This window comes from Flavobacterium sp. CFS9, assembly GCF_041154745.1.
Classification (GTDB): domain Bacteria; phylum Bacteroidota; class Bacteroidia; order Flavobacteriales; family Flavobacteriaceae; genus Flavobacterium.
Map to the genome: position 1 here is coordinate 5,127,832 of NZ_AP031573.1, position 22,746 is coordinate 5,150,577.

Genomic DNA, 22,746 nt, shown 5'->3' on the forward strand with positions numbered 1-22,746 from the left:
ATTTGTTTCAGGGCTTACCATTTATCTTTAGATTTAAATTGTCCCAATCAGGAGACTTTCAATTTTTGAAAACGGAATCTCAGGATTGGCACCGGGTGACGCAGCAACCAAGGCGCCTACAGCACATGCAAAATCAATTGCGTCCTGCGGCTTTTTTCCCGTAAGCAGTGAGGTAATTAAAGCGGCTAAAAAAGAATCTCCTGCCCCTACTGTATCCACAACTTTTACCCTATAACCGTAATTCTCATACAATTGATTTTCCCAAAGCAATACTGCGCCATGTTGTCCTCTGGTTACGCAAATAGCATTGGTACTGGTTTTCTCTGCAATAAAATAAATATTTTCTTCCAGTGTGGTAAAAGGTGAATGCAGTGCTGCGGAAACTTCTAATAATTCTTCATCATTAAACTTTATAAAACTGGCAGCATGCATCAACTGTTCTAAAATCTTATAGGAATAATGAGGCTTTCTTAAATTGACATCAAAAACTTTATAAACATTGGTCTGTAATAATTCTTCAAGAGATTTCCTGGATATCTCATCCCGACAAACTAAACTTCCAAAAATCAAAACATCGGCATTCGCTGTCAAACTTTTGGCAAAATCACTTAAAACAATCTTATCCCAGGCCGCCGGATAATGAATGACATAACTCGCCGATCCTTTATCGTTAAGAGTTACATTAACCAAACCTGTCGGAAAATCTTCTGATTTGATTATCGCTTCAACTTCGAGTCCAAGACTTTTTATATGATTGATAATCGCAGTACCGCCTTCATCATTTCCCACACAGCTAATCATCGCAGCATTGCAGCCTAACGATTGCATTCGCAGGGCAACGTTTAATGGTGCGCCTCCAATCTTTTTTTCTGAAGCAAAAACATCCCAAAGTACTTCTCCGTAGGCAATTGCCTTTAGACTTTTTCCATTACTCATTCTAAAAACAATTTTATATTAGCAAGTCTGTTTAAAACACGGTAATGTTGATTTTCTCTCTAAACAGAAGATGGTCTGACTCTTTTTACCGATGTGTCTAAAATACAACTATAAAATTAAACTGCGATCGGGGCAATACTAAAAGCTCTTGGGGAATTTAAAAAATAATAAAGTATGCATTCGAAAACTACTGCTCTGAAAGAGCCTTAGCCGTAGCATAGTGCGAAGCACTATGAATAATAGAAATGATGGTTTACGCCCTGAAAGGGCAAAAGCCTGAGCTCAAAAAAACTATTTTTTACTAGAATGTCTAATTCTAAACCCTCTGCTTTTGCCCTTTCAGGGCGTGATATTAACCAATAATTTAATTCATAGTGCGTTGCACTATCCTTTTGCTTTTTGGCTTTCAGCCTTATTTATGGTTTTACAGCATTTGCCCCTATAAACAAATGTTCTATTATTTTTTTGTAATAACTAAGAGATTTTAAAGTTGACACTGTTGTTAAAAACTTTATCAGTCTGCCTTTTTTTTGTTAATCCTGAACAACTTTATAATAAAAAATCTCTCTAAAATTTTCCCATAAAAAAACCTCGCTTAAAGTTCATTAAGCGAGGTCTTTTTCTTTCGAAAAAAAATATTATTTTTTAGATTCTTCGATAGAAACTTTTCTAAACTCTTTTAAAAGTTTTTCAATTTCTAAAGTAGATTTACGCGCTCTTGGTCCAGCAGCTTTAACACCTTTTTCAGTTAATGATTCAGCCTCTGCTTTAAATGTTTCAATTTCGGCGTTGATTTTTACTAATAGATCGTTCATGCTTATAATTATTAAATTAAGTCGCAAAAATAGAAGTTTGATTGGGAGTTACAACACATTTGCTGTTAAATTTATCCTCATTTTTAAGCCTCTGACTTAACGATAAATTTACTTTTTCACTTTTTTGCATTTCATTTTTCACAACAAACTAATTTTCAATAATTTATTTTCTACCCCTGATAATTCCTGCCCTGTAAGGCATCCGGAAGTATTTTCAATAAAATTTCATTTTGTAACTTCAAAACACGTCAAAAAGTTCCCTTTTTACTCCTTTTAGCAATTGTAATTCTGCTTTTTTTGACAAAAATCAGTCAAATATGCGCCAGATTTGGCTTAAAAGTCTTCAAAAATGAAAGTATTTGTGATACGAGACTCAAACTATGAAGAGGTGTTTATTTCCTTATTTCAGCTTTCACTTTTTCTAAAAAAATCTCTTACCCATCAATCAGATTCTTTCTACATGGGTAACATTGCAATCAATAAATTCAATTAATTTTTCTATTTTTTTGCTGCAATTCTCTTTGTTTGAAATTGAGATAATGTAACCATTCTTATCTTTAATATATAACAGAAAACAGTCCTTAGTGAGGATTGCCTTCTCTATCTGGCACCATCTATGAGTAAATCCGCCCAAAGGGGAATGGACTTCTATAAATGAATTCGTAAAACTAAATTTGTACTGACGTGAAAAACGATCAAATTTTAACAATTTTCTGACCAATCGAAAAGTTACTTTGCAAATTGTATTTACTATTGGATAATGAAAAAGTAAAAAAAGGATCACTAAAAACAAGTCTTTTATAATCCATTGAAAAAAATCATTATTCCCATTCCAATCTGAATAAACAAAGATCACTAAAGTGACTGCTAAAAAAAACATTACTCTTTTTTTGTACAAATCTTTGAAATACATCTTATGCAAATTACGTATCTCTGCCATATTCAAATCAAACTCCAATGAAAAAGTAGAGGTGCCCATATGCTGTTTCCAGTGTTTCTTATTAATAAATAATACACTTTTATCCTTCCTCTTCTCTTCTTAAAAAATAATGAAGAAGTAATAAAGTATGCAGCAAATTTAATTGTAACATTTTTTTTCAAGCACCTCAATAAGCCATAAAACTATCGTAATAAGACAAATATGAAATTAATTTGTCTATGAGTATCTTTTTGGCCTAAGTCTTTTATTTAATTCCTTTTTTTAATACCGCCAAAGCAGGATCAGTTGCGGCTTTAATTTGATTGATTACAATTTTGGCAATTTCTGTGGCTCCTTTTAATGATAAATGGGTATCATCGTTTTTATCTTTATCATAATAAGCATTGTCACCCGCTTTAAAATGCAAATGCAGCTGTTTTGATTTTTCAGGGCCGTAGGTTTGTTCCAATATTTCTGTAAAATATTCGAGGTCAATAAAAGGAACTTTAAACTCTTGCGCCACCATTCTGGTTATTAAAGGATAATCACCGTGTGTGGGTATTAAAACTCCTTTTTCGTTAAAATTACGTCTCGCGACCGAGCTTAACAATACAGGGGTTGCGCCTTTTTCTCTACTCTCTTTTACAAACTTAATCAGGTTGTATCGGTAACCTGTATGGGGATTTGTGTAACGGGTCGAATCTTCGATTTTTTCGTCGTTATGACCAAACTCAATGAAAACGTAATCTCCTTTTTTGAGTTTTTTATAAATCGAATCCCATCGTTTTTCATTGATAAAACTTTTAGTGCTTCGTCCGTTTACCGCTTTATTTTCGACCACAATATTTTCGGTAAAAAAAGGCTGTAAAACCTGCGCCCATCCATGTTCCGGATTACGTTCGGGATCTTTTTTATTGGCCATAGTCGAGTCGCCAATCGTATAAAGTGTTGTTTTCTGAGCAAAGCATGCCACTGAAAAAAAAACAATTAGTAACAGATAATATTTAGTCATTTGATTTACATTTTACTAAAAAAAAATCTTAGTCCCTTAGAACCTTAGCCTCTCAGCACCTCCAAAAAAAACTATTTCGAGACCGCCGTTGGCACCGTTGCTTTTTCTCCAATAACGACTTCATTAAGCAATACATCTTTGGCATTCTCACTTGAAATCGCATTTTTAGCCCACTTGATATTAATGTTATTGAAGGAGATGTTACGTACTTTTTTGTCCGGAAACCCCTGAATTACAATTCCGGATGCCGTGGCCTTATTGCAGGTAATATTCGAGAATGAAATATTTGAAATCTCAGATTGAAAACCGCTTCCTTCTCCATGATAATTGGCTGTGATGTACAAGCAATCCTCGACCTCATCGAGTTTTACATTTCGAACAAAAACATTTTTGATAAAACCGCCTCGGTCAGCATTGGTTTTCAAATAAATACCTCGTTTTAAATAGCCTGCTGTTTCACAGTTTTCGATGAATACATTCTGAACTCCCGCCGACATTTCGCTCCCAATCACTACTCCATGAAGTCCTTTAAACTTGCAATTTCTAATAACAATATTCTCGCTTGGAGTAGCCGAATTAGCTCTTCCTTCATGATCTCGTCCCGCTTTTATGGCTACATTATCATCGCCATTATCAAAGGTTACATTTTCAATTAAAACATCTTTTGCATACTCGGGATCAATTCCATCGTTATTATGATTCAATGATTTGTAATGCACACCACGCACCGTAATACTTTGTGATTTCAATAAATGCAAACACCAAAAAGGAGAATTTTCAATATGAATATTTTCAACCAAAATATTTTTACAATTTAAAAACTGAATCATTTGTGGACGCAAAAAGTATCCCTCTCCGAATTTCCTGTCCTTCAAAGACGTACTATTATGGTTCATTTCACGGCTTCTGTTTTTTCCGACGCCTTCCTTTGCTTTAAAACTCTTCCAGATTTTACCTCCGTCACCATCAATGGTTCCTTCTCCTGTTATGGCTATATTTGAGCATTCATTAGCATAAATCAACGGGCTGTAATTGTATAACATCGTTCCTTCCCAACTCGTTAAAACCATTGGTAAATAATCTGTGGGAGTATCGCTGAATTTAATTTTTGCTCCTTTTTCTAAAATAAGATTCACATTGCTCACAAAATGAATTGGGCCATTGATTTTATAAATTCCTTTTGGAACAATGATTGTCCCTCCCTTATTCTTTTTACACAAAGCCATTGCTTTGTCAAAGAAAGGTTTGTTATTGGTAATGGAATCCCCCTTTGCTCCCAGTTTTACCATATTAATTTGATAGGAAGGAAATACGGGAAGCTGAATTCTATTGACAATTGAATCGACCTTTGCTGATGGAAATTCAACATTCTGAGCAAAAGAAGCCCACGAAAGGAATAGTAAAATGAAGTGCTTTAAAGTCATGTTTTTTTTAAAGGTACTGAGGTTCTGAGGGGCTAAGATGCTAAGGTTTTTGTTTGATCTTTTACTCTTACTTGATGGCTGTATTCCCAGCGTACCAATTCTGGATTGAGTCTTTCAGAATATTTTCTGTGCTGTAGTTTTCGGCTTCTATTTTAGTAAGCTGATGCGACCAAGACACTCTTTTTGATGGCTGAGCGCCCTCCCCTTTATTATTATACTCTGCATAAAAAGCCGTTTTTTCAGCTTCGGGTTTTGACCAGTTTTCCCAACCTTCGGGCCTGATATGTTTTCCCATGTCACAGTTCATATAAACGGTTTTGGCATAGATACGCCAGGGTCTGCCCAGATAAACTGCTGTTGCTGCCGGCTCAGCTGTGAGTTTGCAATTTTTAAAAACAAATCCGAAAGCGGTTCCTTCAGGTGTTGAAGCAGCAGTAATATAGGAGTTTTTGATACTGTGAATCTCGCAATTCTCAAACAGAGCCGTTGCGCTTCCGAAAATAAAATCGGTTGTGCCTTCGATATAACTGTCTTTAATGTAGTGTTTGGCTTCTTTTCCGGACAAATAGAGCGTATCCTGATTTCCGAGGATTAAGCAGTTTGAAATCTGAACTCTGTTTGCTACAACAGACAGTGCAATGGCCTGACCGTTATCACCTGAAGCATTTTTGATCGTTAAATTGGATGCTGAAAAATCATCGCCTTCCACCAAAACGGTATACGTAAAAAAAGTACTGTTTCTCCCTGTATTAATTTTTGAGAAATTATCATCAAAAGCGATAATGGTATTTTCTTTGCTTTCACCCATTAGAGTCACCTGACTATTCCATTCCGGGATTCGGATTTTCTCCTTGTAAATTCCATTTTTTACAAAGATGGTTACTCTCTCATAAGGAAAAGAAGGGCAGACATTGATAGCGTCCTGAATTTTTGTAAAATCACCCGAACCGTCTAAAGCAACAGTAATCCGATTACTTTTTTGGGGATCTGTAGATTCTTTAGACGTTACTTTTACTCCATTTTTTACAGTCCATGCCGCGTATTTTTTTAGTACTTCTTTAGGCGAATCTGAATACCACGAATAGCCGTTTCGTCTCTCGGCACCAATCTCGTCAATCGATTTTTTTCGGATTCCGTCTCGATCACAAAAGAAGGGTTCATTGGTAGAAAGATCCATAAATCTTGCCCAAATTGGAGCAGCATTTTGTGTTACGATCATTTTTTTATCGATCACTTTTCCGGCATCGTTCAAAACGCGCTTTTCTTCCAGATTGGTGATTTTTGTTTTTTCGAACCAAAGCTTTGCGCTTTGTACCGCTGTAATAATTTCAGCGGAAGGTTTTTCGATTGACATTAAAAGCAATACAATTTTTGCGGATTCAGAGCCGCTTAACGATGCCAGTTCGAATGCTCTTGCGTTTGCAGGTGCTAAAGTAACCTCATCATGCTGGGCGCACCAGCCGGTTAAAGTACCATTCTGCCTGTATTGCGTTTTTAAAATACAATCTATTCCTTTTCGGAAAGATTCTTTCGCTTTTTCAACAATTGCTTTAGACGGTTTTATACTAAAATAATCGGTTTCTTCACTTACTTGCTTTATAATGTTCAGGATATTCACCATCGAATCATCGTTGTATGTGATGTGTGTGTAATAGCCTTTTTTTAAAGGATAAAACTGAGGCCATCCTCCATTTTTATATTGAGCTTCCAACAAATAATTCAGTCCCTTTAAAAAAGATTCTTTGTATCGATCGTCTTTTACCTGCGCGTACATTTTGGACATGAAAAGCATCTCCTGACACGTTGCTCCATTGTCTGTCGTCGTTTCTGCAGTTATTTTTTTAAGCTTCAGTAAATCCTTTTTCTGCTCCGGCGTTAATTCATTCTGCATTTGAATGTTCTTAGGCCAGCCGCCAATTTCTCTTTGGTAGAGCAGTACATTTTCTGCTATTTTTTTTGCTTCATCGGTGCCAAACCAGGCTGCATCATTTTTTCGAATGATATCCGGCCAATTTTTATAGGTGTTCTGGGCCTGAATACCAAAACTCAGAGCCAAACCAAAAAGCAACAGAATATTTTTTAACTTAATCATTTTAAAATTTTATTTTATTATTCTAATCCAATTAAACCAGCAGGTTTTAAAAACCTCTCGGGTTACTTCTTTATTATCTGTTTAATTCAACAGCGGCTAGAATAAATGGTCCGGTTGCTTTAGGATCGTTGTCTTTTTTCTTTTCGTTTACATAATAGGTATACGATCCATCACGATAGGGATTTCCTCCCAAACCTGCTACCTGACAGGCCTGCGTCAATGTGATTCCGCCATCAGCATCTACCCTGATCAATTGTTTGGTTAAACCGTCAAAAGCTTTATTGGCCAAAGTTTTATACTTTGAAGGAAGGTAACCTTTATTGGCTCCTTTTGCAAAAGCATAAGCAAACATTGACGATCCCGAAGCTTCCAAATAATTTCCTTCTGAGCCGCCTTTGTCTGTAACCTGATACCACAAACCGGATTTGTCCTGATATTTAGCTAAAGCAACCGAAACCGTATTCAGGTATTTTATCAATTCTTTTTGTTTCGGATGGTTTTTAGGGAAATAATCCAACGCATCAACCAATGCCATGACATACCAGCCTAAAGCTCTTGACCAAAAGTTCGGAGAGGTTCCGTTCTCCTTATTTGCCCAGAGCATCTGTTTGCTCTCATCCCAACCGTGATACAACAAACCTGTTTTTGGGTCTGTTGCATGCAATTGAATTAACTCAAACTGTTTCGCGACATCATCAAGACTTTTTCCTCCTTCAAAGGTAACGGTATATTGTGCATAAAATGGTTCTCCCATGTACAAACCGTCCAGCCACATTTGATTCGGATAAATTTGTTTGTGCCAAAATCCACCGCTCGCTGTCCTTGGCTGTTCCGTCAGCTGCTTGCGTAGTAACTCAAGTGCTTTTAAGTATTTTTCTTCTTTCGTAGCAGCATAGATATCAAACAACAAACGTCCCGGTACAATTAAGTCAATATTGTATTTATCCAGTTCATAGGTTTTAATCGTTCCGTCATTTTGAACCAAAACATCTACATAGCTTTTTACATAGTCCGTATATCTCGTATCCGGATTTTTTTTGTTCAGTTCTTCAATCGCATGTAAAACCAATCCATGAACATAATCCCATTTGGGTGTTTTTGAATCATCGATCCTATAACTTTCGGGATGACGTTTCATTAAAGTCAAAGCCATTTTATCAGACCATTTTAAATCTTTTCCGATAACAATTTCTTTTTTTGAAGGTTCCTGAGAAGTGACTTTACAGCTTGCAAAGACCATCAGACAGACCAATGTCATCGCTGCAAAATAACCTTTTGTATTCTTATTTTTCATTGCTACTTTATTTTAAATTCTACAATTTTACAGCAAATCACAATACGTTTAATTGCTTTCCTGCAGATTTATGTATTTTGTAATTATTTAATCTGTTTTTTTTACCACAGATTAAAAGAATTAGATTTGATTGTGATTGTAAATACTCTCTCACGCAGATCCTGCAAATCAAGCAGATTTTTTAATCTCTTTAACCTCTTAATCCACGATTCATCTCACAACTTACATTTTACCCTTTTTGTTCAGTACTTCTAGTCTTTGATCCAAATATTTCACAAACTCTTCTTTCGATTTAATTCCGTTTGGCTCTTGTTCCCAGGCACCTAAAAAGTAAAAAGAAGTGGGTTTTGTGGTAGGCTTAAACACCAAAAGATAATCTAAATCTGTATCAGGAGTATTTTCGATGCCGTTGATTTGATAAAAAATGGCCATTCCTAATTGGTCCGGAACTAATGACTGCTGACCGTAAGTGGCTAAATACGCCCATTTTTTATTCTTGCTTTCTTTTTTAAGAAGTTCCGTATTTTTTTGCTTTACAATTCCGGTACAGATTCCTTTGATTTCTTTGGATGCCTGAATGGTATGCTGTGTGTACAATTCATTTGGTTTAATGGTTAAAACTGAAGTAAAATCAATTTTATCCGAAGCCGTTTTCCATCCGTAATACTGCACTTTCACCCCCGATTCGTTGGTTTTATTAACTACTGTTGCAATGGTTGAATCTACTTCATAGAAATGCAGTTTTTCATTGTTTAGGTAACGATCAATCGATCCAATTCCGATTCCTTTACCAGCTTTGAGAATATCGGCACCCCAATCGCTCATTTCATGATAGGAATCAAAATTATCCTGACCTACTTTTGGTAAAACAATTTCCGGTGTTTTTTTGCCGAAAATGTCAATCGCATTTCGCCAGTCTAAATACAAACGATATCCAATTCGATTGCTTTCCCAGCCCGGTCCTTCGTAACGAATGTCAAAAGAATGATCGGTATGCTCCGGTGCCAGTTTGAGTCTGTCCACATTTTTAAATACAGTACCTCCAATATATTTACGCGCTTCCCATTTTCCATCTGTTTTAGCAGAAATTTCGGCATATGTTTTTGCGGTTTTTATATCATATTTCTGTGCCTTAACCGCTGTAATACCAACTAAAAGTAAGATTGCTAATGTGATTTTTGTTTTCATTTTTTACTGTAATTGTTTAAATATTCTGTCTAAAAATTGTTTGGTACAATGGGTGCTTTATTAAATTACACCAGATGACTCCCATTTAGTTAAGAAAGGAGCCCGATTCAGGATCGAACCCCTTTTTAACTTCCTCAAAAAAACGTAACCTCAAAATTTTTAAAACCACTAATCATAAAAACCTTTTTAATAAGCCGGGTTTTGAGGGTAATTTTTACTTCTGTTCAAATCTAGTGCTGACTGCGGTATTGGTCTTAAAATTTTAAGATTACCATTTTGTCCATTAAATACACTGGCATTTGTAATTTTAGGATTGTATAAAACTGCTCTTTGTACCAATGTACCGGTACGTTTCAAATCGAACCAACGGTGGTATTCTCCTAATAGTTCTCTTCCTCTTTCGTCTAATATGGTATTGATATCAATAGTCGTCATTACCGGAATTGCTCCTACAACTCCTCCTCCTGCTCTTCTTCTTACTTCATTCAAACGTGTTAGAGCTGTCGCTGGCTGACCGGCTTTAAAGTAAGCTTCAGCAGCAACCAGATAGGTTTCTCCAAGTCTTGCAACAATAAAATCACGTGTACTGCTTCTGTTTGTTGCCGGAGTGATCGGTGTTGTGTTATAGTTTGCGCTGGTTGCCCCGCTGTAGGGTGCATTTGGATCGTCGAATTTACGAACGGGAATCAGGTTGTAATCACCTCCTGAAGCGGCAGCCGAAGAATAAGTCCCCCAATTGTGGTATCTGAAAGTTGCCGCATTGGCTTTTCTTGAAGCATTGGCGGTATTCCAGGCGGCTCTGTCGGCCAATGTAAACCAGCGTGGCTCGTAAAAATCTGTAATTTTCAAAGCCGTTTTATCGGTTACGGTATAAAAATCGTAGTATCGGCTGTAAATTTCGGTCATGAATGTGTTTTCCCAACGTTTATCTCCTTGCTCATATAAAGATAATGCATAAGCTGTAGGACAAAGTGTGTAACTTCTGTTTGGATATGGATTCCCCGCTGCTGCCGCACCTAAGTACGAGCTAAACCAATAGTTTTGTGAACTTCCCAAAGCAGTTACTCCTGTAGCATTGGAAGCTACTGAAAACTGAACCGAAAAAATGGTTTCGGCATTCATTTCGTTCCCTGGTTTTACCACATCTGCAAAAGATACATTAAGTCCTTGTCCGGCAATTACCTGATCTGCTAAAGAAGCTGCAGTAGTAAAATCTGCCGGCGTTCCAAAAGTTTCGTAACCTTTAGTCAAATATACTTTTGCTAATAAATCCTGAACGGCTCTTTTATTCACTCTTCCTGTGTAAGCCCCTGTACCCACTGCCGGAAGTGCTTCATTAAGGTCTTTTAAAATTTGTGTGTATACTTCTTCTGCTGAATTTCTGTCGAAAGAGGTAACAGCAGTATTAATATTCTCTAATACAATTGGAACGCCTCCATAAGTCTGAACCAAAAGAAAATAAGCATTTGCTCTTAAAAATTTCAGTTCTCCTACTCTTGTATCTACTGTACTTGCTTTTTCGGTAAGGGTTGAATAATACAATCCTTTATTGGCTTGCTGAATCGCCATATAACAAGTTCTGTACAATAAATCTACACCGGCTGACGAGGAAGAAAGGGTCAAATATTTAGCCAGTCCTTCCGGTTCCTGATTTCTTCCTTCAGAATACATATCGGTACCTGCTTCAAACAGCCACGGATCACCTCCGTATATGTCTTTTAAAGTGGCGTAATTGGTGTTGACCAATGACTCAAACCCGGGAGCAGTAAGAAAATATTGTTCTGCCGAACCAAAGGCACGGTTGTCTTCTTCGATAAAATTGGAGCACGAATTGAATGTCGTCGCCAGTATTGCTATAACTACTACTATTTTTTTCATTTTTCTTAATTTAAAATTTTAAACTTAATCCCATCTGAACGGTTCTTGTTGCCACACGATTCACTGCTAATGCCGCAGTTGCCCATTCAGGGTCATATCCTTCGTAATTGGTAAATACAAAAGGATTCAACACATTCACATAAAGTCTTAAACTTTTAATTTTCAATTTGCTTACTAAATCGGAATCAAAACTATACCCAAAAGCAATGTTTTGAATTTTTAAAAATGAAGCGTCTTTGTAGAATGCTACGTTATTGGTATCATAATAAACACCTGCTCCACGTGGTAACGGATTTGTATTGGAATACTGAGCTGCTATACCTGCACCATTAGCCGGAATATACCAGTCTCCAAGATCTAATTTTTGACGTCCTCTGTCGGTAACATCTGCAAAGTTGTCGTGGAATCCGCTAAAGACAGTCATTCCCTGATTGGTAATTAACGACATCGACAAATCAAATTGTTTTACTTTTAAAGTAGTAGAAAAACTTCCTGACCATTTAGGATCGTAGTTTCCTAAAATAGCTCTGTCGTTATTGGCGTCAATTTTACCATCGTTGTTCAAATCTTTTACTTTTGCTTCTCCCGGTTTCTGACCATAAGAAAGGGCTTGAGCTGCTTCACTTTCCTGCCATACTCCATCGAAAACATAATTGTAATAAGAGTGCACATTTTCTCCGATAAATAAATTGTTCCCCACATCACTTACCTGATCCTGACCATAAATAGACTCCAGTTTGTTTACGTTTTTAGTAAAAGTGAAACTGGTCTCCCAGGTAACATTTTTAGTTTGAATGTTTTTCGTAACCAACGCCACCTCAATACCTTTGTTTCTAATCGAACCTACGTTAGAAGTAATGGTTGGTACTCCAATTTCTAACGGAAGGGCTTGTTGAAACAATAAATCTTTAGACAAACGATTGTAAACGTCTACACTACCTGAGATTCTATTGTGAAAAAATCCAAAATCCAAACCTAAATTCACCTCTTTTGTTTTCTCCCACGTTAGATTGGTATTTCCTAAACTTGAAGTAGTAAAGCCATTGGCAATGGTACCGTTAAAATCATAGTAAGCAGGATTTTTTAAAACAGTTAAACTTGAATACGGGCTAACGTTATCATTTCCGGTATAACCGATACTTCCTCTTAATTTAAAATTGGAAACAAAATCTAATTTCTTCATGAATCCTTCTTCATGAACATTCCATCCTAAAGCTACAGAAGGGAAAGCAGTCCATTTATTATTCTCGGCCAAAACAGATGATCCGTCATAACGTACCGAAGCGGTTAACAAGTAACGTCCCTGATAGGCATAATTGAAACGGGCTGCATACGATTCTAAAGTATTTTTAGAGTACGGTGTGAACACTCCTGAAGGAATTAAGGCAATAGAACCGCTTGATGGTGTCAAGGAGTAAGTAGACTGAACTCCTGAACCTAAATTGTAAAAACTGGTTTCAAAAGGATTTTCTCTTGAAGCTGAAAAATACGTTTCGGTCGTATTAGAATAGAAACTCTGAAGTCCTAAAAAGCTAAAAACATGGTCTTTATTCAACGTGTAGCTGATATTAAATTGATTGTCCCACGTATAATTAAAATTGTTCACATTAGTTACGTCACCGGATGGCAAGCTTTTATTTTTAAGACCAAAATCGGTTTGAGCACCAAATGATCTTCCTTCTCTAGCGTCCATTTTTCCTGCTGAAAAAGTAGATCTGAACGATAACCAGCTATTGATTTTATATTCTCCGAAGATATTACCAAGGGTAGTGAATCTTTCTATTTCATCTGTCGAATTTGCAATTTCTAGAAGCGGATTGTAAGACCCTGTTTTGTTAATCGCTAAATTTCCGTTAGGATATCTCAATGTTCCCGGCTGTTGCGCATAAGTTCCGACAATTTCATTACCCGCCGCGTCTATAGCCCAAGGTGAAGTATATGGATTTTGTCTGAAAGCTTCCTGCATGGCAGTTGGGCTTCCCAATTGTTCTGAAGTCTTAGAAATAGTAAGATTAACACCAAATGAAATTTTGTCGTTTATTTTATGATTCAAACCTGCTTTAAAATTGTATTTATCAATTCCTTCATTGTCAATTACTCCCGTTTCTTTCTGAGCTCCCAAACCAATGTTGTAGGACAGTCCGTTATCAGCTCGGCCGGAAACATTTAAGTAATTGTTTTGCATCATTCCGCCTTTAAGAACCGCATCCTGCCAGTTGTAGCTTTGATTGTTAGCCACTCGCTGAAACAATACCGGGTTGGTACCGGCCTGTCCTACAGCAGCATTCAATTCTGTTGCATCAATATCATTATAGGTTGGATTGGTTGCTGAAATAGTCGTTGCCAAAAATGCCGATTGGTGATAGTACCACCATTTTTCCGGGCTCATTAATTTTGGTAATCTTACAGCCTCTTTGTTGCCATAAGAGCTGTCAAAAGTAACCGTAACACCAGACTTAGCACTTGTTCCGCTTTTGGTCGTCACAATAATAACCCCGCTTCCTCCTCTGGAACCATAAATGGCAGCAGAAGAAGCATCTTTTAATACGTCCATTCTAGCGATGTCCTGCGGATTCAGGAAGTCAATATTATCTGTTGGTACACCATCCACCACAAAAAGCGGTTTAGAACCATCTTTATTGATCGAGTTTGTTCCTCTGATCACAACGTTAAAACCGTCACCAATACGACCGCTGTTTGAAGTTACCTGAACTCCGGCAATACCTCCCTGAATAGCCTCCATCGGATTGGTAACGTTTCTTTCGGTAATTTTAGCTGCCGACAAAGTATTGACTGCTCCGGTAAGGTCTGTTTTCTTTGCGGTACCATACCCTACTACCACAACTTCATTTAGTGAATTGGATTGTTCAGCCAGGCTCACATTCACTTTCGATTTTCCGGCTATGCTCACTTCTTGTGTCTGAAAGCCTAAATAGCTTACAATTAAAACAGCTTTATTATTAGTTACATTCAATTTAAAACTTCCTTCAAAATCTGTAGAGGTTCCGTTTTTAGTTCCCTTTTCCTGAATGTTTACACCAGGCAATGATAATCCCGCAGCATCTGTAATTTTCCCCTCCACTACAGTCGATTGCGCATAAATTGCGCTGCTCAACAAAAAATTCAGGAAAAATAAAAATACAAGACTGTATTTTATTTTTTTCTTTAATAGTTGTTTGGTATTCATAGTTTTTAAAAATGGTTTGGTTAATTGATAGTTTTTAATTCGTAAGTTATTCTACTTTTTTTTCATTGATATAGGTATTGATAAATTGTATGTTCTTCACATTTTTAAGCAAATGCACTGAATCTACTTTTTGAATGACAACATTTTTTAGGGTAATATTCTCTACAGGCGATTGCTCATAACCTTCTGCCCACACGCCATATTTTCCTCCATTTTTGACATTTATATTCTCCAGGCTGATATTTTTGATAGTCGGAATAAAATTGCCGGTTTGCGAACCGTAAACATTGTAAAACATGTTTAATTTTAAAACACATTCTTTTACGGTACCCACATCAAGGTTTCGAACAAATACATTTTCGATGACTCCGCCTCGTTTTGAATTGGTTTTGATTCGGATGGCGCGATCCAGATTTGGACTGTCCATCACGCAGTCTTCTACAAAAACACTGTTAACGCCGGCCGATATTTCACTTCCTATAACAACTCCGCCATGACCGTCGATCATTTTACAGTTCTGAACGATAATATTTTTGCTCGGAATGGCTACTCGTCTTCCATCTCCATCACGGCCAGCTTTAATCGCGATACAATCGTCCCCGGTATTGAAGGTACAATTCTTAATAAGTACATTTTGTGAATATTCAGGATCACAACCGTCATTATTAGGACCATGACTGTTTACCGTAACTCCGTCAATGATAATATTGTTTGATTTTAAAGGATGTAAAATCCAAAAGGGAGCATTTATAATGGTTACCCCTTTTACCAGAACGGTACTACACTCAAAAAACTCAATAAAATTAGGTCGCAGGTAACGTCCCTCTCCAAAAATTCTTTCTTTTACCGGAACACTTTTTTCCGCCATATCGATCAAAACTTCACGATTTTGGGGATCATTTTGTGAAGGAATTTCTTTTTTCCAGCCGTAATCTTTACCACCGGACCAAATCCACCAGTTGGTAGCATCTGCTTGTCCGTTTAAAATTCCTTTTCCGGTAATGGCAACGTTCGTTTTGTTTTTGGCGTAAATAAGTGGTGAATAATTCATCAGCTCTGTTCCTTCAAAAGAGGTATGAACTATAGGATATTCTTTTGGATCAATACTAAAAAGAATTTCAGCACGATCATCCAAATGCAGGTTTACATTACTTTCTAAATGTATGGCACCTGTTACATATTTTCCCTCAGGAACCAATACTTTTCCTCCGCCATTTTGAGCACATGCTTTTATTGCTTTTTCAAAAGCCAGCGTGTTGGATGTTTTTCCATCAGCAACTGCTCCAAAATCTTTAATGTTATAGGTCTTATCAATAAAATGAGTTTCAGAAATGCTTTTTACTATTATGTCTTTGTTTTTCCAGGGATCAGATTCAGAAACCGCTAAAAACTGTTTTCCGCAAGACAGCATCGTAAAAGCTGTTGCAGCTGCCATTAAAACTGTTTTAAACATTCGAACTTTCCCTGTAATCATGTTATTCTATTTTAGGATTGATTTAGAAAACAATGCAATTATGTAATCGATTACACGAAAGTAGAAAAATAGTTTTAATGCACCAAATTTATTTGAAAATTAATTATATATTTAATTTTTATTACGGAATATAATTACACTTAATGTAAAAATTTAGATAATTTATTATCATTGTATAATCGAAATCGTTTTAATTATAAATTATGGTAATCGATAACAATATGTGTAGTGTTATAAAAAAATATGTATTTTTGTCAGAGATTAATATGTAAAACCATTTTTAATGAGCGAAAAAATAACCATTTACGATATTGCCGAAAAATTAAATATCACCGCTGCTACCGTTTCGCGGGCATTAAACAATAATCCGAAAATAAAAGAAAGCACGCGTGAGTTGGTTATTAAAACTGCGGCTTCAATGAACTATAAGCAAAACAAGCTGGCACTCGCATTAAAAAGCGGCCGAAGTAATAATATTGGCGTTGTAGTTCCGCGTATCGACAGCAACTTTTTCGCTTCGGTTATCAGAGGAATAGAAGAAGAACTTCATCCGCATGGTTATCAGGTCATTATTTGCCAGACGCACGAAAATCCGAAAAGAGAAAACGAAAACTTATATACTTTAATAGATGCTCAGGTTGACGGTATCATCATGTCGGTTACCGATGTCACAGGAGAAAATGACGGTGCTTTTCAATATGTTTTACAAAAAAATGTTCCGCTTATCTTTTTCGACAGAAGCAAACATATTGACGGAGTGAGTTCTGTAACCATAAATGACTTTAGAGGCGGTTACCAAACCACCAAACATTTAATTGATGAAGGCTGTAGAAATATTGCCCACTTATCAGGAGATCAGTCGCTTGAAATCTTTAAAAACAGGTTTTTGGGATACAAACAGGCTTTATTAGATCATGGAATTGCATTTGACGAAAAGTATGTTATTCCTGTAAAAAGTACCGTTGATTACGGAAAGCAGGCCGTAGAGACTTTACTTCAACTGGAAACACCTCCTGATGCTATATTTTCATCAAGTGATTTTGCAGCTTTGGGCGCTATCCAGGAACTGAAAGAAAGAAATATCAGTATTCCTAAAGATTTTTGTGTGGCTGGTTTCAGTAATGAGCCTTTCACGAAATTTATGGAATTATCGATTACTTCTGTAGACCAGTCACCGTTGGAAATGGGAAAAATGTCTGCTCGTGTTTTTCTGGAACAGGTCGATAAAACGGAGACAATTAAGATAGAAAAAAAGGTAGTTCTTGCTCCGGAATTACACATTCGTAAATCATCGTCAAGAAGTAGCTTTTAATTTTTCACCATTAAGATATTAAGGCAAATTAAGTTTTTTGTCTTTCTTCAACTAAGGACTAAGTAAATTAAGCTCCGTGATTAATAGGTTAAATAGGACTACTAAACTACTCCTTAATAAAACTTACTAGCTTAATGGTCCAAACAAAAAAACTCACTGTTAAGTGAGTTTTCTGTTTACAATCCTTTATTTTCTTAAAGAGAAACTCCTCTTTTCCAGGGAATAAAATCGTTCTGATTTAAGATCGCAGCTTTGGTTTTAATGGTACCACTGGCAACATCGATAATAAATTCCAACATTTCGTCTGCCATTTCGTCAATGGATTTTTCTCCTGTGATAATGCCGCCCGTATCAATATCAATAATATCGGACATTTTTTTCGCCAGATCAGTGTTAGAAGAAATTTTCACTACAGGAGCAATCGGATTTCCTGTCGGAGTACCTAAACCTGTGGTAAACAACACCATATTAGCACCTGAACCCACCATTGCCGTTGTACATTCCACATCATTACCTGGCGTACAAAGCAAAGTCAATCCCGGTTTCGAAATGTATTCGCCATAATCAAAAACACCTGTAATGGGTGATGTTCCACCTTTTTTAGCTGCTCCTGCCGATTTCATAGCATCGGTAATTAATCCGTCTTTGATATTACCCGGAGATGGATTCATATCGAAACCTGAACCTGCATCTACTACGGTTTTTTCATACCATTTCATTAGTTCCAAAAAGCGTTCTCCACTTTCCTCTTCTACACAACGATTGAATAATTCCTGCTCTACACCACACAATTCCGGAAATTCAGAAAGTATTGTAGTTCCTCCTAAAGCGGCCAGTAAATCTGAAGTTACTCCAAGAGTCGGGTTAGCCGAAATTCCGGAAAACCCATCAGATCCACCACACTCTAAACCTATTTTTAGTTTGGATAAAGGTGCCGGAGTTCTCTGTACTTCGTTTGCTTTTTTAATGGCTTCAAAGGTATCTTTTACCACACTGCTCAGCATGGCTTCGATTGTCCCGATTTGCTGTTGATCGTAAATTAAAACCGGTTTTTTACTGTTCGGATTTATCGCATCTAAAGCATCTTTAAAAATTTGAATCTGCAGGTTCTGACAGCCCAAACTCAAAACGGTTGCTCCTGCCACGTTGGGATTGTTTACATATCCTGCCAATAATTTGGCCAGACTATGCGAATCCTGACGAATACCTCCGCAACCACCCTGATGGGTAATGAATTTCACTTCGATATTATTGAATAAATTAGCCTCGTTTGAAGCGGCTTCATTTCCCGCTCCCCCGGTTTCTGATTTAACTAAAGAACGAAGTAACAATTGATAATCGTTCTCTTTGGGCTTCATTAATTCTTTTTCGAAAATATCTTTCAGAATTTCGATATTTCTGTTTTCACAAAATACCAACGGAAAAAAGAGCCATACATTCTCAGTCCCCACTTGTCCGTCTTCTCTGTGATAACCCATGAAAGTTCTGTCTTTCCACTTCTCAATATTAGGAGCTGTCCAGCCAATCGTTTCTGTTTTTCCGGTTACTTTATCACTTTCGTGCTTCACATTTGCTGTAGAAAGCAAACCTCCTTTTTCAATTCTGGCACTCGCCTTTCCTACTAAAACTCCATACATAATAATCCTGTCTCCTTCATTAAAAGGAACCATCGCTATTTTATGTTTCATCTTCACATCACTCTCAACCCTAACAGCCGAACCCTCGAAATCAATCACCTCACCGGCTGAAAGATTCACCAAAGCCACTGCTACATTATCGGTAGGATGAACTTTTATTAATTTTTTTTGTGTTGCCATAACTAAACTTTCTGAGTTACACTATTTATTTGCTTTTGAAAATTGGCAAAACCATTTTCAATTCCGTTGGCATCAATCTCTTCCAATGCGGCTGTTATTGCTTTTGTTAATCCCGGCACCAGTGTTAAATCTTCGTCCCAAAAGCTTTTATGCTGCAAAGTCAATCGCGCTATTTTTTCATAATCATCCGATTTCCAAAGACTGTCAAAAAAAGAAACAATATCCTCGCTATCATTAACCGGTAAAACCTCTCCGTTCCAGCTTCCTTTGTAGAAACGAATCAAAGCAGCAAAAGCAAACGTTAAATGAACCGGAAGTTTTTGATGAATAGCAACATATCCTGTTAAACTTGGCAACACACGTACTTTGAACTTTGAAATAGAATTTAATGCAATTGAGGACAGCAAATGTTTGATAAACGGATTTCTAAAACGGTCTAAGATTTCTTCAGAGAAACTAGTCAATTCGGCTTTATCCATGTTCAACGTTTCATTGATCTCTTCAAAAACAGCTTTGTTTACAAAATCTCCGGTAAAAGCATTATCAACCGTTTCTTTTACAGTCTCATTGCCATAAAGCATTGAAAAAGGAACCATTGCAGTATGTGCTCCATTCAGAATTCTCACTTTACGCGTACGATACGGCTGCATGTCGGCTACGATTTTTACATCCAGCGCTGTTTTTTCAAACGGAAGTTTTGCTTTCAGTTGATCATCTCCTTCAATTACCCACAAAAAGAAACTTTCGGCACTTACAATCAAGTCATCTTTATAATCCAATTGACTGTTGTACTGTTCAATTTGATCTTTCGGATATCCGGGTACAATTCTGTCTACTAATGTGTTGTGAAAAGAACAGTTGTCTGTCAGCCAGGAAACAAATTCGTTTTCTAATTTCCAATCAGTACAATATTTTAAAATAATTTCTTTTAAAGTATCTGAATTATAATTGATTAATTCGCAAGGAATAATCGTTAATGCTTTGTCTGCCGCTCCGTTAAAAAACTTGAATCTTTCATACAAAAGCACTGTCAATTTAGCCGGAAAGGAAACCGGGGGCTGCATACTCAATTGATCGGATTCTATATATTCTATACCTGCTTCGGTTGTATTTGAAATGATAAAGGCCAATTCTTCTTCTTTAGCCAAAGCCAGATACTCCTGAAAAGAGGCATAAGGATCGATCGCTTTTACGATATTGGAAATCAATTCTTTTTCCTGAATTTCTTCTCCTTTTTTAACTCCTTTCATGAATAAGGTGTACAATCCGTCCTGAGCATTAATCATGTTCACCAAACCTCTGTCGATAGGCTGTACTACGGCAATTCCTGCATTAAAATCAGCTTCCTGATTTAATTTTTGAAAAGCATATTCTACAAAGGCTCTTAAAAAGTTACCTTCTCCAAATTGCACTATTTTTATCGGAAGTTTTTCTGAAAGCCCTGAGCTCACTCTGTTTAATTTTTCCATTATTTTTTCGCTTAAAGTGTTTTAAATAACCACATTTAATACCTTATTTATCTCTGATTAATTCCTCTCATTGTAAAAGAAACATTACACTTGTGTGAGGAAAATAAATCTTGCTGTGAGGACTCACAAGATTCATTTATCAAGCGTAATGCTCAATTACAATTTCTAAAATCTAAAAAAACGCATGTTAAATAAGGGCCTATATGATTACCCTTATTTATTTTTAATACTTTTTATAATATCCAGAACCTGACTCACTTTTGTTTTTAATCCGTCATAATCCTGCTGTTCTAATATCTCTTTTGAAATTAACTGTGATCCAATCCCTACGCAGGTTGCTCCTGCACTAAACCACGAGGTCAGACTATCCACTGTCGGCAAAACTCCACCCGTTGGCATAATATTCGTCCACGGACACGGACCTTTTATCGCTTTTATAAATTCCGGTCCGTAAATATCACCCGGGAACAGCTTTACAATTTCACATCCTAATTCTTCAGCTCTTGCGATTTCGGTAAGTGTTCCGCAGCCCGGAGACCAAAGTACTTTTCGGCGATTACAGACAATTGCAATGTCTTCTCTAAAAACGGGAGTAACAATAAAATTCGCTCCCAAACTCATATATAAGGATGCTGAAGCCGCATCAGTAATAGAACCAACACCAAGCATCATTCCCGGTAGTTCTGCCAAAGCATATTGGTTTAATGCTCCAAAAACTTCATGAGCAAAATCTCCTCTGCTCGTAAATTCCATTAATCTTGCACCACCATCATAACAGGCTTTTAGTACTTTTTTACTTATTTCGATATCTGAATGAAAAAATAGCGGAACCATTCCGTTCTCTTTCATTGTTAAAGCCACTTCAATTCTTGAATATTTTGCCATATTTAAATCAATTATCTAGATACTAATCCGGCAGAATCACCATCTATCCTATTTTCAACTTCTTTTAAGGTTACCAGATTATAATCTCCGGCAATAGTATGTTTTAAACAACAAGCAGCCACTGCAAAATCTAAAGCTCTTTGATTGTTGTTTTGATATTCCTGCAATCCATAGATCAACCCTCCCATGAAAGCATCTCCGCTCCCAACACGGTCTACAACAGGAGTCACTTCCTGTACGGCCGCCTGATAAATGGCTTTACCGTCAAATAAAATCCCTCCTATTCTTTGGTGTGATGCGCTTACGGAATACCTAAGGGTTGTTGCTGCTATTTTTAAATCCGGAATCAAATCAAACAATTTGCTATACAAAACCGGAAGCGATTTCTCGTCCTGATAATTCGGATTAACTTTCGGAATTCCCAACATAAAATAGGCCGTGTCAATATCTCCTAAAATCACATTGCTGTATTGCAACAGCTCCGGCATTACTTCACTTGGTGTTTTACCATATTGCCATAATTTGGATCGGTAATTCAAATCACAGGAAATTGTGATTCCCAATTTATGCGCTGCTTTAACTGCTTCTAAACAGGCTTCGGCGGCACTTTGAGAAATTGCAGGTGTAATACCGCTCCAGTGAAACCAATGGGCACCCTCGAGTACTTTCTCCCAGTCAATCATTCCTTTTTCGATAGTTGCCATCGAACTGTGCGCACGATCATAAACCACATTACTGCCACGTGTTCCGGCACCGGTTTCCAGAAAATAGATTCCTAAACGCTCTCCTCCGTAAACTACATTTCCGGACGCTACATTCATTTTTCGCATTTCTTTTACTGCCGAAGCACCAATTTCATTCTCGGGTAATCTTGTTACAAATTCTGCATTCAAACCGTAATTCGCCAGAGACACACAAACATTAAATTCACCGCCTCCATAAGACGCTCCAAATGCTTTTGCCTGCGAAAATCGCAAATGCCTCTCTGTTGAAAGACGCAACATAATTTCCCCGAATGCAACTACTTTATTCATATAATTTTAT

General features: G+C 36.9%; 15 protein-coding genes. 1 reads left to right on the forward strand and 14 read right to left on the reverse strand.

Going from position 1 to position 22,746, the window contains the following annotated elements; translation table 11 throughout:
• Positions 1-33 precede the first annotated feature (33 nt).
• From ACAM30_RS21085 to ACAM30_RS21130, 10 genes are all read right to left on the reverse strand, one after another.
• Positions 34-936: a carbohydrate kinase family protein gene (locus tag ACAM30_RS21085; RefSeq protein WP_369616479.1), complete on the reverse strand. Its 903-nt coding sequence runs from the start codon at positions 934-936 to the stop codon at positions 34-36.
• 638 nt (positions 937-1,574) lie between these two features.
• Positions 1,575-1,751 carry a histone H1-like protein Hc1 gene (locus ACAM30_RS21090; protein ID WP_017495627.1) on the reverse strand — a complete coding sequence of 59 codons (177 nt, stop codon included), beginning with the start codon at positions 1,749-1,751 and terminating at the stop codon, positions 1,575-1,577.
• A 1,184-nt stretch (positions 1,752-2,935) separates the two neighbouring features.
• On the reverse strand, positions 2,936-3,682 hold the full coding sequence (locus ACAM30_RS21095) for a rhamnogalacturonan acetylesterase (protein ID WP_369616480.1): 747 nt from the start codon (positions 3,680-3,682) through the stop codon (positions 2,936-2,938).
• 71 nt (positions 3,683-3,753) lie between these two features.
• Positions 3,754-5,106 (reverse strand): glycoside hydrolase family 28 protein, encoded by a 1,353-nt coding sequence (locus ACAM30_RS21100; protein WP_369616481.1) that lies wholly within the window; start codon positions 5,104-5,106, stop codon positions 3,754-3,756.
• Positions 5,107-5,173: 67 nt separating this feature from the next.
• Complete coding sequence (gene pelA, locus ACAM30_RS21105; protein ID WP_369616482.1) at positions 5,174-7,198, reverse strand: pectate lyase; 2,025 nt, start codon at positions 7,196-7,198, stop codon at positions 5,174-5,176.
• A 73-nt stretch (positions 7,199-7,271) separates the two neighbouring features.
• The gene (locus ACAM30_RS21110) at positions 7,272-8,492 is read right to left on the reverse strand and encodes a glycoside hydrolase family 105 protein (protein WP_369616483.1); all 1,221 of its coding nucleotides are present in this window, start codon (positions 8,490-8,492) and stop codon (positions 7,272-7,274) included.
• Positions 8,493-8,714: 222 nt separating this feature from the next.
• A complete protein-coding gene (locus ACAM30_RS21115) occupies positions 8,715-9,680 on the reverse strand; it encodes a DUF4861 family protein (protein ID WP_369616484.1) in 966 nt (321 codons plus the stop codon).
• 186 nt (positions 9,681-9,866) lie between these two features.
• Positions 9,867-11,558 (reverse strand): RagB/SusD family nutrient uptake outer membrane protein, encoded by a 1,692-nt coding sequence (locus tag ACAM30_RS21120; protein ID WP_369616485.1) that lies wholly within the window; start codon positions 11,556-11,558, stop codon positions 9,867-9,869.
• A 10-nt stretch (positions 11,559-11,568) separates the two neighbouring features.
• A complete protein-coding gene (locus ACAM30_RS21125; RefSeq protein ID WP_369616486.1) occupies positions 11,569-14,745 on the reverse strand; it encodes a SusC/RagA family TonB-linked outer membrane protein in 3,177 nt (1,058 codons plus the stop codon).
• 46 nt (positions 14,746-14,791) lie between these two features.
• Positions 14,792-16,219 carry a glycoside hydrolase family 28 protein gene (locus ACAM30_RS21130; protein ID WP_369616487.1) on the reverse strand — a complete coding sequence of 476 codons (1,428 nt, stop codon included), beginning with the start codon at positions 16,217-16,219 and terminating at the stop codon, positions 14,792-14,794.
• Positions 16,220-16,502: 283 nt separating this feature from the next.
• Here ACAM30_RS21130 and ACAM30_RS21135 point away from each other — a divergent pair, with 283 nt between their 5' ends.
• A complete protein-coding gene (locus ACAM30_RS21135) occupies positions 16,503-17,531 on the forward strand; it encodes a LacI family DNA-binding transcriptional regulator (protein WP_369616488.1) in 1,029 nt (342 codons plus the stop codon).
• Positions 17,532-17,725: 194 nt separating this feature from the next.
• On the opposite strand, the gene ACAM30_RS21140 is transcribed toward ACAM30_RS21135, so the two are convergent.
• The 4 genes from ACAM30_RS21140 to ACAM30_RS21155 all read right to left on the reverse strand — a co-directional run bounded on the left by ACAM30_RS21140 (position 17,726) and on the right by ACAM30_RS21155 (position 22,736).
• On the reverse strand, positions 17,726-19,348 hold the full coding sequence (locus ACAM30_RS21140; protein ID WP_369616489.1) for a UxaA family hydrolase: 1,623 nt from the start codon (positions 19,346-19,348) through the stop codon (positions 17,726-17,728).
• A gap of 2 nt (positions 19,349-19,350) precedes the next feature.
• Positions 19,351-20,817: a tagaturonate reductase gene (locus ACAM30_RS21145; RefSeq protein ID WP_369616490.1), complete on the reverse strand. Its 1,467-nt coding sequence runs from the start codon at positions 20,815-20,817 to the stop codon at positions 19,351-19,353.
• Positions 20,818-21,030: 213 nt separating this feature from the next.
• Positions 21,031-21,702: a bifunctional 4-hydroxy-2-oxoglutarate aldolase/2-dehydro-3-deoxy-phosphogluconate aldolase gene (locus tag ACAM30_RS21150; protein ID WP_369616491.1), complete on the reverse strand. Its 672-nt coding sequence runs from the start codon at positions 21,700-21,702 to the stop codon at positions 21,031-21,033.
• Positions 21,703-21,713: 11 nt separating this feature from the next.
• Positions 21,714-22,736 carry a PfkB family carbohydrate kinase gene (locus ACAM30_RS21155; protein ID WP_369616492.1) on the reverse strand — a complete coding sequence of 341 codons (1,023 nt, stop codon included), beginning with the start codon at positions 22,734-22,736 and terminating at the stop codon, positions 21,714-21,716.
• Positions 22,737-22,746 lie beyond the last annotated feature (10 nt).